The organism is Lelliottia sp. WB101 (assembly GCF_003051885.1).
GTDB classification, from domain to species: Bacteria; Pseudomonadota; Gammaproteobacteria; order Enterobacterales; family Enterobacteriaceae; genus Enterobacter; species Enterobacter nimipressuralis.
The window spans coordinates 1097084-1115805 of record NZ_CP028520.1 but is presented as its reverse complement, the minus strand read 5'-3'; the positions used below and the strand labels follow the sequence as shown (position 1 = coordinate 1115805).

Here is an 18722-nt window from a genome sequence, read left to right as displayed (position 1 = left end):
ATCGATTCTCTTCGATTAGGTGATGAAGGCCGAAACCTTCATCGTAGACGGCGTTCTTAATTTGTGCGACGACGTGTTAACGCCACGCCTGCGCCCGTCAATGCGCCCACAATCCCCCACATGATCATCAGGAATGCGCGACGCGGACTATCGCGTTTTACAGGTTCTTCAGGCGTTCGCAAATAACGATAGGTCTGAAAACGCGGGTCCAGTGTAGGACCGACATTCAGGGTATTGAGCATCGCGCGGTTCTGGTCGTAGTCGAGATCAAAATCTGGCCCAACGGCCTGCAGATTTTCCAGGCGTGCCTGCAGCATCGGGCGGCCCAGCAGGAACATTTCTGAATCCGGCAGTTCATCAGCCGGAACGTCCGTTTCACTGCGGGAGATATTGCGCTGCTCGGCAATTTTCAGTGCCTGTTCAATGTTATGGACGCGGCGGGAGAAAATGGCTTTAGCCACCTCTTCCTGGCGTTTGACCTGCGCCTTCATTTGGATAGTACGCGCGGCCCAGGCCCCTTTCAGCTCATCATTGAGATGGCTCGCGGCGCGCTGGCTGGCAAATGCCACGTACTGACGCAGCAGGTTATTGGCGTCCGGCGCGGTTTCGGCAATCAGCTTAACGTTATCATTAATATTGCGCAGGATGTCGCCTGGCGTGAACTGGATGTTGTTGATCAGATCGTCGAGCAGGGCGGCGTCGGCTTTACTGTTGCCGACCATACGCTGCTTGTAATAATCGGTCTGGGACCAGAAATCACGGCGCGTATCCCAGGAAGCCAGCTGCATGATGAACTCTTTGTAAGATTCATCCATCACGGAGGGCTGATCCGAAGAGGCCAGATTGGCTTTAATGTCGAGATTACGCAGGAACTGCTGCTGCGAATAGAATCCGCCCAGCATATTCACCGTTGGTCGATCGGTAATCGCTGTCGCGCTCCACTCTTGTTTCGCAAAAAAGGTATACGCCAGCGCTAACAGCGCGAACCCCAGCGCGATCCCAGCAATCCACAGTTTGCCCGCCCATAGAACACGAAACAAACCACGAACATCCAGCTCATTCTCAGTTACCACTGATTTCGCTCCCGCCAACGGTTGAGTCATCACAATCCCGTTTTTACTTAGTTAATGTTGGATTTTTACCACTGTTTCTACGCATCCGGCGTTTTACACGTTTAATGAAGCGCGCGACTTTCCATGCGCGTTTAATGCAATAGCCGTACATGAAGAATGCTAGCAAGAATAATACCAACATTACCCATTCAGGAATAAAGTGCGCATATTCTGCTGCCACACCGATACCTGCCAACAGCGCGGCAGCAAGGGTAATCAGCACAAATGCCTGACGTGAAGTAAAACCTGCACGCATGATCAGATGATGAATATGCTGGCGGTCCGGCGAGAAAGGACTCATACCTTTACGCAGACGGCGGTACATGATTGCCACCATGTCCATCAGCGGAATAGCAATAATCCACAGCGCCGTTACCGGGCTAATCGGATGGGTTTTACCCTGAGTGGTTTCCAGCAAAATCCAGATAACGGTGAAACCAATCAGCGTACTGCCCGCATCACCCATGAAGACTTTGTAGCGACGGCCCAGCACACCGAGGTTGAGCAGGATATAAGGCAGGATGGCCGCAATCATGGCGAAACACCACATTGACAGGCTGTACTGACCATCAAACCATAGAATGATGCCGATTGCGGCAAAGGATACGGACGAGAGACCGCCCAACAGGCCATCAATCCCATCTACCATGTTAAAGGCGTTGATAGCAGCCCACACGGCGAAGAGCGTCAGGAAGAAGCCGAAGGGACCGAGCACCATCTCCCAGGTACCGAAGATGTAACCGAGACTGCTCAGATAGAGCTTACCGACCACCATCATAATGATGCCGATTGCAGCCTGCACCGAAGCGCGGAATTTTACGCTGATATCGAAACGATCATCCAACGCGCCCACCAGCACCAGAACCCCTGCACAGGCCAGATAGAGTGCCGCGTGGGGGATATAATAATCTGCGATTCCAAAGGTGAAGCAAATACCCGCGTAAACGGAGATCCCCCCGACCAATGGGATCAAGCCCTGATGGCGTTTACGATAATTGGGTTTATCCACTAACCCGATTCTTTTTGCCACCTTGCGCGCAATGAACAAAAAACAGGTTGTGAATAAAAATATACTGATTAGCTCAGTAACCGCAGTGAGTAGATTCACAATGCATGCTCTCAACAAAAGTTAGTCCTGGAAGTATAACTACGAAGCCATAGCTCCCGAAGGATTAAAGCCAGCCTCTTACAACTCCCTTTGTATGTTTTTCAATCAATTACTTTTTGACGCAACAAACATTCTAATTGTCGCACTGGTTAGTCAAAAATGGGAGTCTGCGGTTATAGCGTATAGTCCAAAAAAAGAAAACGCCACGTAAAAACGTGGCGTTGGCTGGGTTTATTTGTATTACGAGCGTTTCATCATGTCGAAGAATTCGTCGTTTGTCTTAGTCATTGCCAGCTTATTGATGAGGAATTCCATTGCATCGATTTCGCCCATTGGGTGAATGATCTTACGCAGAATCCACATTTTCTGCAGCTCTTCCTGGGTGGTGAGCAGCTCTTCTTTACGGGTACCGGAACGGTTGTAGTCTATTGCCGGGAAGACGCGCTTCTCTGCAATTTTACGAGAGAGGTGCAGTTCCATGTTACCTGTACCTTTAAATTCTTCGTAAATAACTTCATCCATTTTGGAGCCGGTATCAATCAGCGCGGTCGCGATGATGGTCAGGCTTCCGCCCTCTTCCACGTTACGTGCAGCACCGAAGAAGCGTTTTGGACGGTGCAGGGCGTTGGCATCCACACCACCGGTCAATACTTTGCCGGAAGCAGGAACCACGGTGTTGTACGCGCGCGCCAGACGAGTGATGGAGTCGAGCAGAATGATAACGTCTTTTTTATGTTCAACCAGACGCTTCGCTTTCTCGATAACCATTTCAGCAACCTGAACGTGGCGAGACGCTGGCTCATCAAAGGTAGAAGCAACCACTTCACCTTTGACCAGACGCTGCATCTCGGTCACTTCTTCTGGACGCTCATCGATCAGCAGAACCATCAGCACGCAATCAGGGTGGTTGTAAGCAATGCTCTGTGCGATGTTCTGCAGCAGCATTGTTTTACCCGCTTTCGGCGGTGCCACAATCAGACCACGCTGACCACGACCAATCGGAGAAGCCAGATCCAGAACGCGAGCCGTCAGGTCTTCGGTAGAACCGTTACCACGCTCCATGCGCAGACGCGAGTTAGCGTGCAGCGGCGTTAAGTTTTCGAACAGGATCTTGTTGCGCGAGTTTTCAGGTTTATCGTAGTTAACTTCGTTAACTTTCAACAGCGCAAAGTAGCGTTCACCCTCTTTTGGAGGACGAATCTTACCTGAAATGGTGTCACCTGTGCGGAGGTTGAAACGGCGGATTTGGCTTGGGGATACGTAGATGTCATCAGGACCGGCGAGGTAGGAGCTGTCTGCAGAACGGAGGAAACCAAATCCGTCTTGCAATATCTCCAGGACACCGTCGCCAAAGATATCTTCGCCACTCTTTGCGTGCTGCTTCAGGATGGCAAAAATAATGTCCTGCTTGCGCATACGAGCCTGGTTTTCCAGCCCCATATTTTCGCCGAGAGTGATCAGCTCAGAAACCGGCGTATTCTTTAATTCGGTAAGATTCATAATGGTGTGGGTTCTTAAACTCGGGGTGAAACTCGAACTTAATGTTGTGAATGGTATGGCAGGGTCATCCATGCCTGTTAGCGGCCATCAACTCATGTCTGTTCGCTGTCTGGTCAAAGGGGAAGCACAGAACTGAAACGACAAGACGGATTGAGTGACAAGCCCGGAATCTATCTGCCTCTCGCATCGTTCATTTAACAATGGGAAGCATCGGGTAAAACCAGAACGACAAGGTATGTTTAAATCGAAGTCATAGGTAACTTAGCACGACTAAAGCCGGGCGTCCAGAGATCCACAGAATTTCGGAATCCAGACCCCGGCCGAGAAACCTTACGCCAGATTAGCGTCCAGGAACTCTTTCAGCTGACCTTTGGACAGTGCGCCCACTTTGGTTGCAGCCACTTCGCCGTTTTTGAACAGCAGCAGGGTTGGGATACCACGGATGCCGTACTTCGGCGCAGTGCCCGGGTTCTGGTCGATGTTCAGCTTGGCAATCGTCAGTTTGCCCTGATATTCGTCAGCGATTTCATCCAGAATCGGAGCGATCATTTTGCAAGGACCACACCATTCAGCCCAGAAATCGACGAGGATCAGCCCGTCAGCTTTAAGTACGTCCGTGTCAAAACTGTCGTCAGTCAGGTGAATAATTTTATCGCTCATATATAACTCCACAGGAATAAGCCTGGCGTGTTGGTGTAGGATTAATCAACGACGTGTTGATGTAGCATTAACCAACTAAAGGTTGACTTTATTTCACCGGATACGCTTTCGTAAAGCAATAGTAAGCTGATATTCTACCACACTATGAGCAAAACACATTTAACAGAACAGAAGTTTTCCGACTTCGCCCTGCACGCAAAAGTTATCGAAGCCCTTGAAAATAAAGGCTTTCATAACTGCACGCCCATTCAAGCCCTCGCTCTGCCGCTCACGCTGGCAGGTCGCGATGTTGCAGGGCAGGCGCAAACCGGTACTGGCAAAACGATGGCGTTTTTGACGTCAACGTTTCATTATTTACTTTCTCATCCAGCAATTGCTGACCGAAAAGTTAACCAACCGCGTGCGCTGATCATGGCTCCAACGCGAGAACTTGCGGTGCAGATCCATGCCGACGCTGAACCTCTGGCACAGACCACTGGCCTGAAATTAGGGCTGGCTTATGGCGGCGACGGCTACGATAAACAGCTCAAAGTGCTGGAAAGCGGCGTTGATATTCTGATCGGTACGACCGGTCGTCTGATCGACTACGCGAAGCAAAATCACATCAACCTCGGTGCCATCCAGGTTGTGGTCCTCGATGAAGCCGATCGCATGTACGATTTGGGCTTTATTAAAGACATCCGCTGGCTGTTCCGTCGTATGCCACCTACCACGCAGCGTCTGAACATGCTGTTCTCTGCGACTCTCTCCTACCGCGTCCGTGAACTGGCGTTCGAACAGATGAATAACGCCGAATACGTGGAAGTCGAGCCAGAACAGAAAACGGGTCACCGTATTAAAGAAGAGCTCTTCTATCCATCGAATGAAGAGAAGATGCGTCTGCTGCAAACGCTGATCGAAGAAGAGTGGCCAGATCGCGCCATTATCTTTGCCAACACTAAGCATCGCTGCGAAGACATCTGGGGCCACCTTGCCGCAGACGGACATCGCGTTGGCCTGCTGACGGGTGACGTTGCACAGAAAAAACGTCTGCGCATCCTTGAAGAATTTACCCGTGGCGACCTGGATATTCTGGTAGCAACCGACGTTGCTGCACGTGGCCTGCACATCCCTGCTGTCACACACGTCTTTAACTACGATCTCCCTGACGATTGCGAAGACTATGTTCACCGCATTGGCCGTACCGGTCGTGCTGGCGCAAGCGGCCACTCCATCAGCCTCGCCTGTGAAGAGTACGCCCTGAACCTTCCTGCCATCGAGACGTACATCGGCCACTCCATTCCGCAGAGCAAATACAATCCGGAAGCCCTGTTGAGTGAACTGCCTCCGGCGAAGCGCCTCACGCGCGCCCGCTCCGGCAATGGCCCACGCCGCACCGGCGGAGCACCACGTAACCGTCGTCGTTCAGGTTAAATATTATGCTCAGTTCCACCTCGCTCTATGCAGCTATTGATTTAGGTTCGAATAGTTTTCATATGCTGGTTGTACGCGAGGTGGCGGGGAGCATACAGACCCTGACGCGCATTAAGCGCAAGGTCCGCCTCGCGGCGGGCCTGAGCAGCGATAATTACCTCTCCCCTGAAGCGATGGAACGCGGCTGGCAATGTCTGCGCCTCTTCGCTGAACGTCTGCAGGATATTCCGCACAATCAAATTCGCGTTGTGGCGACCGCCACGCTGCGATTGGCTGTGAACTCCGTCGATTTTATTGCTAAAGCGCAGGAAATTCTCGGCTGTCCGGTGCAGGTCATCAGCGGTGAAGAAGAAGCGCGCCTGATTTATCAGGGTGTCGCCCACACTACCGGGGGTGACGATCGCCGTCTGGTGGTGGATATCGGCGGTGCCAGTACGGAACTGGTCACAGGCACCGGATCGCAGGCGACGTCGTTGTTCAGCCTGTCAATGGGCTGCGTCACCTGGCTGGAGCGCTATTTTACCGATCGTAATCTCGCACAAGAGAACTTCGACGAGGCCGAAAAAGCCGCGCGCGAAGTGCTGCATCCGGTGATGGATGAGCTGCGATATCACGGCTGGAAAGTGTGTGTCGGCGCGTCGGGCACCGTTCAGGCTCTGCAAGAGATCATGATGGCGCAGGGCATGGACGAGCGGATTACGCTGGCGAAACTTCAACAGCTTAAACAGCGCGCTATTCAGTGCGGCCGTCTGGAAGAGCTGGAAATTGAAGGGCTGACGCTGGAGCGCGCGCTGGTGTTTCCGAGCGGCCTGGCGATCCTAATCGCCATTTTCACCGAATTAGAAATCCACTGCATGACGCTGGCTGGCGGCGCGCTGCGCGAAGGGCTGGTCTACGGCATGTTGCATCTTGCTGTAGAACAAGACATTCGCAGCCGGACGCTGCGTAACGTTCAGCGTCGTTTTATCGTTGATACGGAACAGGCACAGCGCGTGGCCCAACTGGCCTCAAGCTTTGCCGATCAGGTGGCAACCACCTGGGCGCTCGAACCCTTGAGCCGCGATTTACTCCTGAGCGCCTGTGCGCTGCATGAGATTGGCCTGAGTATCGATTTCAAACAGGCGCCGGTTCATGCCGCGTACCTGGTGCGTCATCTGGATCTGCCTGGTTTTACTCCGGCGCAGAAAAAGCTGCTGGCGACATTGCTGCTTAACCAGACCAACTCGGTCGATCTCTCTTCTTTGCATCAGCAAAATGCCGTTCCGCCGCGCGTGGCCGAGCATCTCTGCCGACTGCTGCGCCTGGCGATTTTGTTTGCCAGCCGTCGTCGTGCCGATCTGCTGCCCGCCATTACTCTTTCTGCGGAAGGCGAAAACCTGACGCTTACGTTGCCGGATAACTGGCTGGATAATCATCCGCTTGGCGCGGAGATGATCGAACAGGAATGCCAGTGGCAGAGTTACGTCCACTGGGCTCTTGAAATTAAATAGCGCCGCTATTTTTCTTTGGCTTTCGCCAGCATGGCGCGAATGTTCGCGACGTTCGCCTGGCCCTTGTGCATCCTCTCTTCCGCCGTAATCACTTTTCGTTCCTGTTCCCAGATCAGATCGTCCTGCGGCAGTTCCAGCAGGAAGCGGCTCGGCTCCGGGCGCACCAGTTCGCCATACTGACGACGCTCTTTGCACAGGGTAAAAATCAGCTCTTTTTGCGCACGCGTGATACCCACGTAGGCCAGACGTCGCTCTTCATCGACGTTGTCCTCATCAATGCTGCTCTGATGCGGCAGTAACCCTTCTTCCATTCCCACCAGATAGACATACGGGAACTCCAGGCCTTTGGACGCGTGAAGCGTCATCAGCTGAACCTGATCCGCCTCTTCTTCGCTCTCGCCGCGCTCCATCATATCGCGCAGGGTAAACCGCGTGACCACCTGCGTCAGCGTCATCGGCTCGTCGATATCAGAACCTTCCAGCATCTCGGTCATCCAGGTGAAGAGCTGGTTGACGTTTTTCATCCGCATTTCTGCCGCTTTCGGGCTGGCGGAGGTTTCATACAGCCAGGACTCATAATCCACGCCGTGGATCAGATCGCGCACGGCGGCGATCGGCTCGCGCTCGGCAAGACGCTGGATTTCCGCCAGCCACTGGGTGAAGCGCGTGAGCGACTCGTAGCCGCGCCCGGTCAGCGTCTGGCTCAGGCCCATGTCGAAGCTGGCGGTGAACATGCTTTTGTTGCGGGTCATCGCCCACTCGCCCAGCTTTTGCAGCGTCGCCGGTCCGATTTCACGCTTCGGTGTATTCACGATGCGTAAAAATGCGCTGTCATCGTCCGGGTTGGTCAGCACGCGCAAATAGGCAAGCAAGTCTTTGATTTCAGGACGAGAGAAGAACGAGGTCCCGCCGGAAATTTTGTACGGAATGCGGTTTTGCATCAGCATTTTTTCAAAGACGCGCGACTGATGGTTCCCGCGATACAGGATGGCGTAGTCTTTGTACGCCGTTTTGTTGACGAAGTGATGGGCGATCAGCTCGCCGGCCACGCGTTCGGCCTCGTGCTCTTCATTGTTGGCACTTAAGACTTTCAGTTCGGTGCCGTATCCCAGCTCAGAGAAGAGGCGCTTTTCGAACACGTGCGGGTTATTGGCGATCAGGATGTTAGCTGCTTTCAGGATGCGCCCTGACGAACGGTAGTTCTGCTCCAGCTTAATTACCTGCAACGCCGGAAAATCTTTGCTCAGCAACACCAGGTTTTGTGGGCGAGCCCCACGCCAGGAGTAGATAGACTGGTCATCGTCGCCCACCACCGTAAAGCGCGCGCGCTGCCCCACCAGCAGTTTTACCAGCTCATACTGGCTGGTGTTGGTGTCCTGGTATTCATCCACCAGCAGATAGCGGATTTTGTTTTGCCAGCGCTCGCGCACCTCTTCATTACGTTGAAGCAGCAGCGTTGGCAGCAGGATAAGATCGTCAAAATCGAGAACATTACAGGCCTTGAGATGGTCATCATACAGGCTGTAACAATGCGCAAAGATCCGGTCCCGTTCGCCTTTGGCGCTCGCCGCCGCTTGCGCGGGGGTCATCAGATCGTTTTTCCAGTTTGAGATCGTGGAGATCAACTGCTGGAGAATCGTCTTGTCCTCTTCGAGCCGCCCTTCGGTCAACTCTTTTAGCAGCGCCATCTGATCCGTATCGTCGAACAGGGAGAAATTCGATTTCATTCCCAGCGCGGCGTATTCGCGCTTAATGATATCCAGGCCCAGCGTGTGGAAAGTGGAGATCATCAGGCCTCGCGCCTCTTTGCGCCCCAGCGTCTGACCGACACGCTCCTTCATCTCACGCGCCGCTTTATTGGTGAAGGTAACCGCCGCAATGTGACGCGCCTGATAGCCGCAGCCGCGAATCAGATGAGCGATTTTATTGGTGATTACACGCGTCTTTCCGGAACCCGCACCCGCCAGCACCAGGCAAGGTCCGGTGACGAATTCGACGGCTTGTTGTTGTCCGGGGTTTAAACGCATAAGAAGTTCACTCAATGAAGGTCGGGAGGAGAAGAAAAAGGAAAATCGCGTGTGGTAGTATAGCGAGCCTAATCCATACCACTCAAGGCACGATCATGGCAAAAACAGCAGCAGCACTGCATATTCTTGTTAAAGAAGAGAAACTGGCACTGGATCTTCTGGAGCAGATCAAAAACGGCGCGGACTTCGAGAAACTGGCGAAGAAACACTCTACCTGCCCGTCAGGCAAAAAAGGCGGCCACTTAGGTGAATTCCGTCAGGGTCAGATGGTTCCTGCGTTTGATAAAGTGGTGTTCTCCTGCCCGGTGCTGGAGCCAACCGGCCCACTGCACACCCAGTTCGGTTACCACATCATTAAAGTGCTGTACCGCAACTAAGCAGTAAAAAGCCCGGTGGCGGCTACGCCTTACCGGGCTTATTGAGTGTCATTTCGATTGGCAGGAAAGCGCTAAATGCGCACAACCCTACTACTCAGTGACTGGGCTGTGCGAATGTTGCCAATGCATCTGCAACTCGAAAGGTGACGAGGGATCAGCCAGCGACGGCGATACGCTTCATATCTTTCATATAACCGCGCAGCGTATGACCCACGCTCTCAATTGCATGGCTACGAATCGCTTCGTTCACATCACGCAGCTGAGCGTTATCCACCGTACCTTCGGCAATCGCTTTGCCCAGATCGCCTGGCTGCAGAGTCGTCATGAACTCTTTCAGCAGCGGTACGCAAGCGTAAGAGAACAGGTAGTTACCGTACTCAGCGGTATCAGAGATAACCACGTTCATCTCGTACAGACGCTTACGGGCGATAGTGTTGGCAATCAGCGGCAGCTCGTGCAGTGATTCATAGTACGCAGACTCTTCGATGATGCCGGAATCCACCATGGTTTCGAACGCCAGTTCAACGCCCGCTTTCACCATCGCGATCATCAGAACGCCTTTATCGAAGTACTCTTGCTCGCTGATTTTACCGTCAAACTGCGCAGCGGTTTCGAACGCGGTTTTGCCGGTCTCTTCACGCCAGGTCAGCAGTTTTTTATCGTCGTTGGCCCAGTCAGCCATCATGCCGGAGGAGAATTCGCCGGAGATGATGTCATCCATATGTTTCTGGAACAGCGGCGCCATGATCTCTTTCAGCTGCTCAGACAGTGCATAAGCACGCAGTTTTGCCGGGTTGGACAGACGGTCCATCATCAGCGTGATACCGCCCTGCTTCAGCGCTTCGGTGATGGTTTCCCAGCCGAACTGAATCAGTTTTTCTGCGTAAGACGGGTCGGTACCCTCTTCCACCAGCTTGTCGAAGCACAGCAGAGAACCGGCCTGCAGCATACCGCACAGGATAGTCTGCTCGCCCATCAGGTCAGATTTCACTTCTGCCACGAAGGAAGATTCCAGGACACCTGCGCGGTGACCGCCGGTAGCCGCAGCCCAGGCTTTGGCAATCGCCATGCCTTCGCCCTTCGGATCGTTTTCCGGGTGAACCGCAATCAGGGTTGGCACACCGAAACCACGTTTGTACTCTTCACGCACTTCGGTGCCTGGACACTTCGGCGCAACCATCACCACGGTGATGTCTTTACGGATCTGCTCGCCCACTTCAACGATGTTGAAACCGTGAGAATAACCCAGCGCCGCGCCGTCTTTCATCAGCGGCTGAACAGAGCGCACAACGTCGGAGTGCTGTTTGTCCGGCGTCAGGTTAACCACCAGATCCGCCTGTGGGATCAGCTCTTCGTAGGTGCCCACTTTGAAGCCGTTTTCGGTCGCTTTACGCCATGAAGCACGTTTCTCAGCGATCGCTTCTTTACGCAGGGCGTAAGCAATGTCCAGACCGGAGTCACGCATGTTCAGGCCCTGGTTCAGACCCTGTGCGCCACAGCCGACGATGACCACTTTTTTACCCTGAAGGTAGCTCGCGCCATCGGCGAATTCATCACGCGCCATAAAGCGGCATTTGCCCAACTGTGCCAGCTGCTGACGCAGATTCAGTGTATTGAAGTAGTTAGCCATGGTGAACTCCGTGATGTTGTGTTGCTTATTGTTCGGGTCGCTTATGCGAGAATGAACTTACTATATGACAGGAAATTTATTGCGGAAATTGATATATTCACAACGTCACGTTGCAATTTCTGCAATATAAAACCGTGGGGAGCGATCTGTGGATTTACGCGATCTCAAAACCTTTCTGCATCTGGCAGAAAGCCGTCATTTTGGCCGCAGCGCCCGGGCCATGCACGTCAGTCCCTCCACGCTCTCCCGGCAAATTCAGCGCCTGGAAGAGGATCTCGGTCAGGCGCTATTTGTGCGCGACAACCGCACCGTGACGCTCACGGAAGCGGGCGAAGAGCTGCGAACGTTCGCTCAACAGACCTTACTTCAGTACCAGCAGTTGCGGCACACCATCGATCAACAGGGGCCGTCCCTCTCTGGCGAACTGCATATCTTCTGCTCCGTGACGGCGGCCTATAGCCACCTGCCGCCGATTCTCGATCGTTTTCGTGCTGAACATCCGTCGGTAGAAATCAAGCTCACCACGGGCGATGCCGCTGATGCGATGGAGAAAGTGGTGACGGGTGAAGCGGATCTTGCGATTGCGGGTAAACCCGAAACGCTGCCCGGCGCGGTCGCGTTTTCGATGCTGGAGAATCTGGCCGTGGTGTTAATCGCTCCGGCTCTACCGTGCCCGGTGCGCAATCAGATATCCGTCGATAATCCTGACTGGGCAACGGTGCCGTTCATCATGGCCGACCAGGGGCCCGTCCGCCGCCGCATCGAGCTGTGGTTCCGTCGGCAAAAAATCAGCAACCCGTCGATTTATGCGACAGTGGGCGGGCACGAAGCGATGGTGTCGATGGTGGCGCTAGGCTGTGGCGTGGCGTTGCTGCCGGAAGTGGTGCTGGAAAATAGCCCCGAGCCGGTGCGTAATCGCGTGATGATTTTAGAGCGGAGCGATGAGAAAACGCCGTTTGAGCTTGGCGTATGCGCACAAAAAAAGCGGCTGCATGAGCCGCTTATTGACGCGTTTTGGCAGATATTGCCGAACCACTAGCCCGCCAGGAAGAACCTGAACGCCGGGTTATGGGTCTCGTCGTGACAATCGTAACCCAGCTCGTTCAGCCGCGTTTCGAAATCCGGCTCGTGCTCGCCCAGTTCGAATGCCGCTAACACACGCCCGTAGTCGGTACCATGGCTACGGTAGTGAAACAGAGAGATGTTCCAGTGCGTGCCGAGGGTGTGCAGGAACTTCAGCAACGCGCCCGGTGATTCCGGGAACTCAAAGCTGAACAGACGCTCCTTTAACGGCTTCGACGGACGCCCGCCGACCATATAGCGCACATGCAGCTTCGCCATTTCATCATCAGAGAGATCCACCACGCTGTAGCCGCCTTCATTCAGCAGGTGGAGGATCTCTTTGCGCTCCTCCAGCCCACGGCTCAGACGCACGCCGACAAAAATGCAGGCATCTTTCGCATCGGCAAAGCGATAGTTAAATTCTGTGACGGAACGCCCGCCGAGCAGCTGGCAGAATTTGAGGAAACTGCCCTTCTCTTCCGGGATTGTCACCGCCAGCAGCGCTTCGCGTTGCTCACCCAGCTCGCAGCGTTCGGACACGTAGCGCAGGCCGTGAAAGTTGACGTTCGCGCCGGACAGCACATGCGCCAGGCGTTCCCCGCGAATGTCGTGCTGAGCGATGTATTTTTTCATTCCCGCCAGCGCCAGAGCACCCGACGGCTCCGCGACCGCACGGACATCCTCGAACAGATCTTTCATAGCCGCGCAGATCGCATCGCTGTCGACGGTGATGATGTCGTCGAGATACTCCTGGCAAACGCGGAAGGTCTCGTCGCCAATGCGCTTGACCGCAACGCCCTCAGCAAACAGCCCGACGCGCGGGAGATCGACCGGATGACCGGCATCCAGCGCCGCCTTCAGGCAGGCAGAATCTTCCGCTTCCACCGCAATCACTTTGATCTGTGGCATCAGCTGTTTGATAAGCACTGCAACACCCGCCGCCAGACCACCGCCACCCACCGGGACAAACACCCGATCGAGATGCGCATCCTGCTGCAACAGCTCCAGCGCCAGCGTGCCCTGCCCTGCAATCACCATCGGGTGATCGAACGGTGGCACCCAGGTAAAGCCCTGCTGCTGCGCCAGTTCAATGGCGCGTGCCTTCGCTTCGTCAAAATTGGCACCGTGCAGGAGTACTTCGCCACCAAAACCGCGAACCGCGTCCACTTTGATATCCGCCGTGGCCACCGGCATCACGATCAGCGCTTTCAGCCCTAAACGCGCGGCGGAAAACGCCACGCCCTGGGCGTGATTTCCCGCTGAGGCGGTGATGACGCCGCGTGCTTTTTGCTCTTCGGTTAGCCCGGCCATCATCGCGTAGGCACCGCGCAGCTTAAAGCTGTGTACCGGCTGGCGATCTTCGCGTTTCACCAGGATCACGTTATCAAGACGGGACGACAGCTTGTCCATTTTCTGCAGCGGTGTGACCTGCACAGCCTCGTAGACCGGTGCGCGCAGCACCGCTCTGAGATATTCCGCCCCCTCAGGGGCGGCGGATAAGGGTTGTGATTCGGCCATCATTAGCCCCCAAGCTTGGATTTATCGCGCACCGCGCCTTTGTCCGCACTGGTGGCAAGGGTGGCATAAGCGCGCAGGGCGAAGGAGACTTCACGCTGGCGATCTTTTGGCGTCCAGGCTTTATCGCCACGGGCTTCCTGCGCTTCACGACGCGCGGCAATTTCCTGCTCGCTCAGCTGCAACTGAATGCCGCGATTCGGAATGTCGATCGCAATCATGTCACCGTCTTCAATGATGGCGATGTTGCCGCCGCTCGCGGCTTCCGGAGAAACATGGCCGATAGAGAGACCAGAGGTACCGCCGGAGAAACGGCCATCGGTGATCAGCGCGCAGGCTTTGCCGAGACCCATAGATTTCAGGAAGGTGGTCGGATAGAGCATTTCTTGCATGCCCGGCCCGCCTTTTGGCCCTTCGTAGCGGATAACAACCACATCGCCCGCCACCACTTTACCGCCCAGAATCGCGTCAACCGCAGCATCCTGGCTTTCGTACACTTTCGCCGGACCGGTGAATTTCAGAATGCTATCGTCCACGCCCGCTGTTTTTACGATACAGCCGTTTTCAGCAAAGTTGCCGTACAGCACGGCCAGACCGCCGTCCTTGCTATAGGCATTTTCCAGAGAACGGATGCAGCCTTCAGCGCGGTCGTCATCCAGTGTGTCCCAGCGGCAATCCTGCGAGAAGGCCTGCGTGGTGCGAATACCTGCCGGACCGGCGCGGAACATCTTTTTCACCGCGTCGTCTTTGGTCAGCATCACGTCGTACTGCTCCAGCGTTTGCGGCAGCGTCAGGCCGAGAATGTTTTTCACTTCACGGTTCAGCAGACCGGCACGTTCCAGCTCGCCGAGAATACCCAGCACGCCACCGGCACGGTGTACGTCTTCCATGTGGTATTTCTGCGTACTTGGCGCGACCTTACACAGCTGCGGCACTTTGCGGGAAAGCTTGTCGATGTCACTCATGGTGAAATCAATTTCAGCTTCCTGCGCCGCTGCCAGCAGGTGCAGAACGGTATTGGTGGAACCGCCCATGGCGATATCCAGCGTCATGGCATTTTCGAACGCCGCTTTGTTGGCGATGTTGCGTGGCAGTGCGCTGACGTCGTCTTGCTCGTAATAACGTTTGGTCAGTTCCACGATGCGAGTACCCGCATTCAGGAACAGCTGTTTGCGGTCGGCGTGCGTTGCCAGCAGGGAGCCGTTACCTGGCTGGGAAAGGCCGAGGGCTTCGGTCAGACAGTTCATGGAGTTGGCGGTGAACATCCCGGAACAGGATCCGCAGGTCGGACACGCTGAGCGCTCAACCTGATCGCTCTGCTCGTCGGAGACTTTCGGGTCCGCGCCCTGAATCATCGCGTCGACCAGGTCGAGCTTGATGATCTTGTCTGAAAGCTTGGTTTTACCGGCTTCCATCGGGCCGCCAGAGACGAAGATCACCGGAATGTTCAGGCGCAGGGACGCCATCAGCATCCCTGGGGTGATTTTGTCGCAGTTGGAGATACACACCATCGCATCAGCGCAGTGGGCGTTAACCATGTACTCGACCGAATCGGCGATCAGCTCGCGCGACGGCAGTGAATAGAGCATGCCCCCGTGGCCCATCGCGATACCATCATCGACAGCGATGGTATTGAACTCTTTCGCCACGCCGCCTGCGGCTTCAATTTGCTCAGCAACCAGTTTACCCAGATCGCGCAGGTGGACGTGCCCCGGCACAAACTGGGTAAAGGAGTTAACCACAGCGATAATCGGCTTACCGAAGTCAGCGTCGGTCATCCCGGTAGCGCGCCACAGCGCGCGGGCACCGGCCATATTACGGCCATGGGTGGTGGTGGCGGAACGATACTTAGGCATGCTCTTTTACTCCCGTCTGAATATTCACTGGGACGGTGCGTGCCGTCCCAAAATTATGCTTATGAATTAACTTGATCCAACCAGCCCCATTTATCTTCCGTTTCACCGGTGAAGAGGCCAAAGAATGCATCCTGAATACGTTTGGTAACCGGGCCACGGCGGCCTTCGCCGACCTGAATACCGTCCACACTGCGAACCGGGGTGATTTCAGCTGCGGTACCGGACATAAACACTTCATCTGCCAGGTACAGGGATTCGCGGGACAGAACCTGCTCACGGACTTCGATACCCAGATCTTTCGCCAGCTTGATGATCGCATCACGAGTGATGCCCGGCAGTGCTGAGGAGGTGAATGGCGGGGTGAACAGAATGCCGTCTTTCACTTCAAACAGGTTTTCACCGGCGCCTTCTGAGATGTAGCCGTTCACGTCCAGAGCGATACCTTCCTGATAACCGTGGCGGCGCGCTTCGCTACCGACCAGCAGGGAAGAGAGGTAGTTACCGCCCGCTTTCGCGGCCGTTGGGATGGTGTTTGGTGCGACGCGATTCCAGGATGAAACCATTGCGTCGATCCCCTGCTCCAGAGCTTCTGCACCCAGATAAGCTCCCCACGGGAACGCGGCAATGATGACGTCAGTGGAGTAACCGGCTGGCGGGTTAACGCCCATGCCCACATCACCCACGAAGACCAGCGGGCGAATATAGGCGCTGGTCAGATTGTTTTTACGGAGCACTTCGCGGCACGCTTCCATCAGCTCATCAACGCTCTGAGAGACCGGGAAACGATAAATTTTGGCTGAATCATGCAGACGCTGCATGTGTTCGCGATGGCGGAACACCACTGGTCCTTTGTGAGAGTCGTAGCAACGGACACCTTCAAACACAGAGGTACCGTAATGCAGGGCGTGAGACATCACGTGTACCGTGGCATCTTCCCAACGAACCATCTCACCGTTGAACCAAATGTAATCAGCTTTCTTCGTCGTCATGTTTTCTTCCTGTCACGCTTAAGCGCGGATTTGTTGTGATGTGGTTGTGCTCTGGCAGATGGCCACATGGGCAACATCTACCAGTTTACTTAACTGGCTAAACAGTAAGTCGACCGACCGTGGACTGGCAACGGTCAATTCGATATTTATGTTCTGGGCATCGGTGGCGGTTTCCATATTCATGGCACAGATCTGAAAACCACGGTGGCGAACGACGCGCAATACGCGCTCTAATGTTTCTGGGTTGAAGCGGGCCTGAACGGCGACCTGATGTTGCATCATGATAATTTCTCCATCATTTGTGCGTTACTGGCGCCAGGTGGCACCAACGGCCAGACATTCTCAAGTTCGTCGATTGAGACATGAAGCAGGTATGGCCCTTCGCTGGACAGCATGGTGTCGAGTGCCGCTTCAACCTGGTCTTTACGGGTGATGTGTTGGCCAGGGATGCCGAAGGCGCTGGCCAGCACGAGGAAATCAGGATTATCAGTGAGGGTAGTTTCGCTGTAGCGCTCCTGGAAAAAGAGCTGCTGCCACTGGCGAACCATGCCTAAACGCTGGTTATCCAGTAACAGGATTTTCAGCGGCAGCTGTTTGCGTTTGACCGTGCCCAGCTCCTGCACGTTCATCATGAATGATCCATCCCCCGAAACGCAGATGACCGTGTCATTCGGGCGTGCAACCTGAGCGCCGACGGCTGCTGGCAGGCCGAAGCCCATGGTGCCTAATCCGCTGGAGGTGATGAAATTTTCCGGGCGGGTGTAGGTCATATGCTGGGCAGACCACATCTGGTGCTGGCCGACATCGGTGGTAACGACGCAGTCAGCTGGTTTGCGATCCGACAGCTGTTTTAACAGCAGTGGAGCGTAAATTGCCTCACCAGGATGATCGTAACGCCAGCTATTTTCCACGCGCATCTGCGCCGTGTGCTGACGCCATTCATTGATGGACAACGGCTGCTGCAACGCCGGTAACAGCGCGTTCAGATCGCCCTGCAACGCCACGTGCGCCTGGCGCAGTTTATTCATTTCGGCCGGATCGATATCCATATGGATCACTTTGGCATTCGGGGCGAAGGTGTTCAGCTTACCGGTCACACGGTCGTCGAAACGCGCGCCAACGGCGATCAGCAGGTCGCATTCTTGCACTGCCAGATTTGCGGCCCTAGTGCCATGCATCCCCAGCATGCCGAGGTAATACGGGTAATCCGCTTCAACAGCACCCAGCCCTTTCAGGGTGCAGGTCGCAGGAATTTGCGTTGCAGCGATAAATTCGCGCAGCGCGGGAACCGCTTGCGCCATCCCCACTCCGCCCCCGACATACAGCATCGGCTGCTGCGCCTGGGCCAGCATCTGGCGAGCCAGTTCAACTTCCACCTGCGGGAAAAAGTCATCATTTTCAACGGTGGAGAAGTGCGGCTCTAAATCGCCGACTGCCACCTGAATATCTTTGGGAATATCAATCAGAACGGGGCCAGGACGGCCTGAGTTTGCCACCTGGAAGGCCTCTGCCATGACACGCGGCAGCTCTTCCAGCGACTGCACCAGGAAGCTGTGCTTGGTGCAGGCCAGGGACAAACCGAGAACGTCCACTTCCTGAAACGCATCGGTACCAATAAACGGTGAGGCAACCTGCCCGGTAATGGCGACGACGGGAACGGAATCCAGCAGCGCATCGGCAAGGCCAGTGATCAGGTTGGTCGCACCCGGTCCTGAAGTGGCCATGCAAACACCCGTTTTACCGGTCGCTCGGGCGAAACCAATCGCCGCCATCGCCGCACCCTGCTCGTGTCGGCACAACAGGTGCTCCACGCCGCCGTCATACAGTGCATCGTAAATCGGCATAATTGCGCCACCCGGATAACCGAAGACCGTCTCGACTCCTTGCGCTCGCAACGCATGTACTACCCATTGTGCCCCGTTCATAGTGAGTTCCCCGTCATAAATCTGGAGAAACAGAATTTTGTGCTAGTTGTCATTATCT

The 18722-nt window shown here is 54.9% G+C and carries 16 protein-coding genes; 4 read left to right on the top strand and 12 right to left on the bottom strand.

Annotation, left to right across the window (positions count from 1 at the left end; genetic code table 11):
- Positions 1–56: 56 nt before the first annotated feature.
- The 4 genes from wzzE to trxA form a co-directional block, all read right to left on the bottom strand.
- Complete coding sequence (gene wzzE, locus DAI21_RS05225; RefSeq protein WP_100778419.1) at positions 57–1103, bottom strand: ECA polysaccharide chain length modulation protein; 1047 nt, start codon at positions 1101–1103, stop codon at positions 57–59.
- A 13-nt stretch (positions 1104–1116) separates the two neighbouring features.
- Complete coding sequence (wecA, locus tag DAI21_RS05220) at positions 1117–2220, bottom strand: UDP-N-acetylglucosamine--undecaprenyl-phosphate N-acetylglucosaminephosphotransferase (RefSeq protein ID WP_100778418.1); 1104 nt, start codon at positions 2218–2220, stop codon at positions 1117–1119.
- Between the two features lie 240 nt (positions 2221–2460).
- On the bottom strand, positions 2461–3720 hold the full coding sequence (gene rho, locus DAI21_RS05215; protein ID WP_061706582.1) for a transcription termination factor Rho: 1260 nt from the start codon (positions 3718–3720) through the stop codon (positions 2461–2463).
- 330 nt (positions 3721–4050) lie between these two features.
- Positions 4051–4380 carry a thioredoxin TrxA gene (gene trxA, locus DAI21_RS05210; RefSeq protein ID WP_002437994.1) on the bottom strand — a complete coding sequence of 110 codons (330 nt, stop codon included), beginning with the start codon at positions 4378–4380 and terminating at the stop codon, positions 4051–4053.
- Between the two features lie 144 nt (positions 4381–4524).
- On the opposite strand from trxA, the gene rhlB reads away from it, so the two are divergent.
- Together rhlB and gppA are read left to right on the top strand one after the other, a co-directional pair.
- Positions 4525–5793, top strand: a complete 1269-nt coding sequence (rhlB, locus tag DAI21_RS05205; protein WP_100778417.1) for an ATP-dependent RNA helicase RhlB — start codon at positions 4525–4527, stop codon at positions 5791–5793.
- A gap of 5 nt (positions 5794–5798) precedes the next feature.
- Positions 5799–7283: a guanosine-5'-triphosphate,3'-diphosphate diphosphatase gene (gene gppA / locus DAI21_RS05200; RefSeq protein ID WP_107702631.1), complete on the top strand. Its 1485-nt coding sequence runs from the start codon at positions 5799–5801 to the stop codon at positions 7281–7283.
- A gap of 5 nt (positions 7284–7288) precedes the next feature.
- Here the strand turns inward: gppA and rep are convergent, their stop codons facing one another.
- A complete protein-coding gene (rep, locus tag DAI21_RS05195; RefSeq protein ID WP_100778415.1) occupies positions 7289–9310 on the bottom strand; it encodes a DNA helicase Rep in 2022 nt (673 codons plus the stop codon).
- Positions 9311–9405: 95 nt separating this feature from the next.
- Between rep and ppiC the strand changes: the two genes are divergently transcribed.
- Complete coding sequence (ppiC, locus tag DAI21_RS05190; protein WP_015960967.1) at positions 9406–9687, top strand: peptidylprolyl isomerase PpiC; 282 nt, start codon at positions 9406–9408, stop codon at positions 9685–9687.
- Between the two features lie 154 nt (positions 9688–9841).
- Here ppiC and ilvC read toward each other — a convergent pair whose 3' ends face one another.
- Complete coding sequence (gene ilvC, locus DAI21_RS05185; RefSeq protein WP_100778414.1) at positions 9842–11317, bottom strand: ketol-acid reductoisomerase; 1476 nt, start codon at positions 11315–11317, stop codon at positions 9842–9844.
- A gap of 148 nt (positions 11318–11465) precedes the next feature.
- Between ilvC and ilvY the strand changes: the two genes are divergently transcribed.
- Positions 11466–12356 (top strand): HTH-type transcriptional activator IlvY, encoded by an 891-nt coding sequence (gene ilvY, locus DAI21_RS05180; protein ID WP_100778413.1) that lies wholly within the window; start codon positions 11466–11468, stop codon positions 12354–12356.
- Here ilvY and ilvA read toward each other — a convergent pair.
- From ilvA to ilvX, 6 genes are read right to left on the bottom strand one after another with little or no spacing between them, the layout of a single operon-like run.
- Positions 12353–13897, bottom strand: coding sequence for a threonine ammonia-lyase, biosynthetic (ilvA, locus tag DAI21_RS05175; RefSeq protein ID WP_107704217.1), 1545 nt, complete (start codon positions 13895–13897; stop codon positions 12353–12355). The two genes, ilvY and ilvA, sit on opposite strands and share 4 nt — an antisense overlap.
- Positions 13898–13899: 2 nt before the next feature.
- Complete coding sequence (gene ilvD, locus DAI21_RS05170; protein WP_107702630.1) at positions 13900–15750, bottom strand: dihydroxy-acid dehydratase; 1851 nt, start codon at positions 15748–15750, stop codon at positions 13900–13902.
- Positions 15751–15809: 59 nt separating this feature from the next.
- Positions 15810–16739 carry a branched-chain-amino-acid transaminase gene (gene ilvE / locus DAI21_RS05165; RefSeq protein ID WP_100778411.1) on the bottom strand — a complete coding sequence of 310 codons (930 nt, stop codon included), beginning with the start codon at positions 16737–16739 and terminating at the stop codon, positions 15810–15812.
- Positions 16740–16757: 18 nt separating this feature from the next.
- Positions 16758–17021, bottom strand: a complete 264-nt coding sequence (gene ilvM, locus DAI21_RS05160; RefSeq protein ID WP_095283916.1) for an acetolactate synthase 2 small subunit — start codon at positions 17019–17021, stop codon at positions 16758–16760.
- Positions 17018–18664, bottom strand: a complete 1647-nt coding sequence (ilvG, locus tag DAI21_RS05155; RefSeq protein ID WP_100778410.1) for an acetolactate synthase 2 catalytic subunit — start codon at positions 18662–18664, stop codon at positions 17018–17020. The genes ilvM and ilvG overlap by 4 nt, the downstream gene beginning before the upstream one ends.
- Positions 18661–18717 carry a peptide IlvX gene (gene ilvX / locus DAI21_RS23050; protein WP_194514210.1) on the bottom strand — a complete coding sequence of 19 codons (57 nt, stop codon included), beginning with the start codon at positions 18715–18717 and terminating at the stop codon, positions 18661–18663. Before ilvX ends, ilvG begins: the two co-directional genes overlap by 4 nt.
- Between the last annotated feature and the right edge of the window lie 5 nt (positions 18718–18722).

Bases quoted from the DNA above. Each gene is read 5' to 3' on its own strand.
- ilvE (WP_100778411.1), bottom strand. From the start codon at position 16,739: ATGACGACGAAGAAAGCTGATTACATTTGGTTCAACGGTGAGATGGTT.
- ilvA (WP_107704217.1), bottom strand. From the start codon at position 13,897: ATGGCCGAATCACAACCCTTATCCGCCGCCCCTGAGGGGGCGGAATAT.
- ppiC (WP_015960967.1), top strand. From the start codon at position 9,406: ATGGCAAAAACAGCAGCAGCACTGCATATTCTTGTTAAAGAAGAGAAA.
- ilvC (WP_100778414.1), bottom strand. From the start codon at position 11,317: ATGGCTAACTACTTCAATACACTGAATCTGCGTCAGCAGCTGGCACAG.
- rep (WP_100778415.1), bottom strand. From the start codon at position 9,310: ATGCGTTTAAACCCCGGACAACAACAAGCCGTCGAATTCGTCACCGGA.
- gppA (WP_107702631.1), top strand. From the start codon at position 5,799: ATGCTCAGTTCCACCTCGCTCTATGCAGCTATTGATTTAGGTTCGAAT.
- trxA (WP_002437994.1), bottom strand. From the start codon at position 4,380: ATGAGCGATAAAATTATTCACCTGACTGACGACAGTTTTGACACGGAC.
- ilvM (WP_095283916.1), bottom strand. From the start codon at position 17,021: ATGATGCAACATCAGGTCGCCGTTCAGGCCCGCTTCAACCCAGAAACA.
- rhlB (WP_100778417.1), top strand. From the start codon at position 4,525: ATGAGCAAAACACATTTAACAGAACAGAAGTTTTCCGACTTCGCCCTG.
- ilvD (WP_107702630.1), bottom strand. From the start codon at position 15,750: ATGCCTAAGTATCGTTCCGCCACCACCACCCATGGCCGTAATATGGCC.
- wzzE (WP_100778419.1), bottom strand. From the start codon at position 1,103: ATGACTCAACCGTTGGCGGGAGCGAAATCAGTGGTAACTGAGAATGAG.
- rho (WP_061706582.1), bottom strand. From the start codon at position 3,720: ATGAATCTTACCGAATTAAAGAATACGCCGGTTTCTGAGCTGATCACT.
- ilvG (WP_100778410.1), bottom strand. From the start codon at position 18,664: ATGAACGGGGCACAATGGGTAGTACATGCGTTGCGAGCGCAAGGAGTC.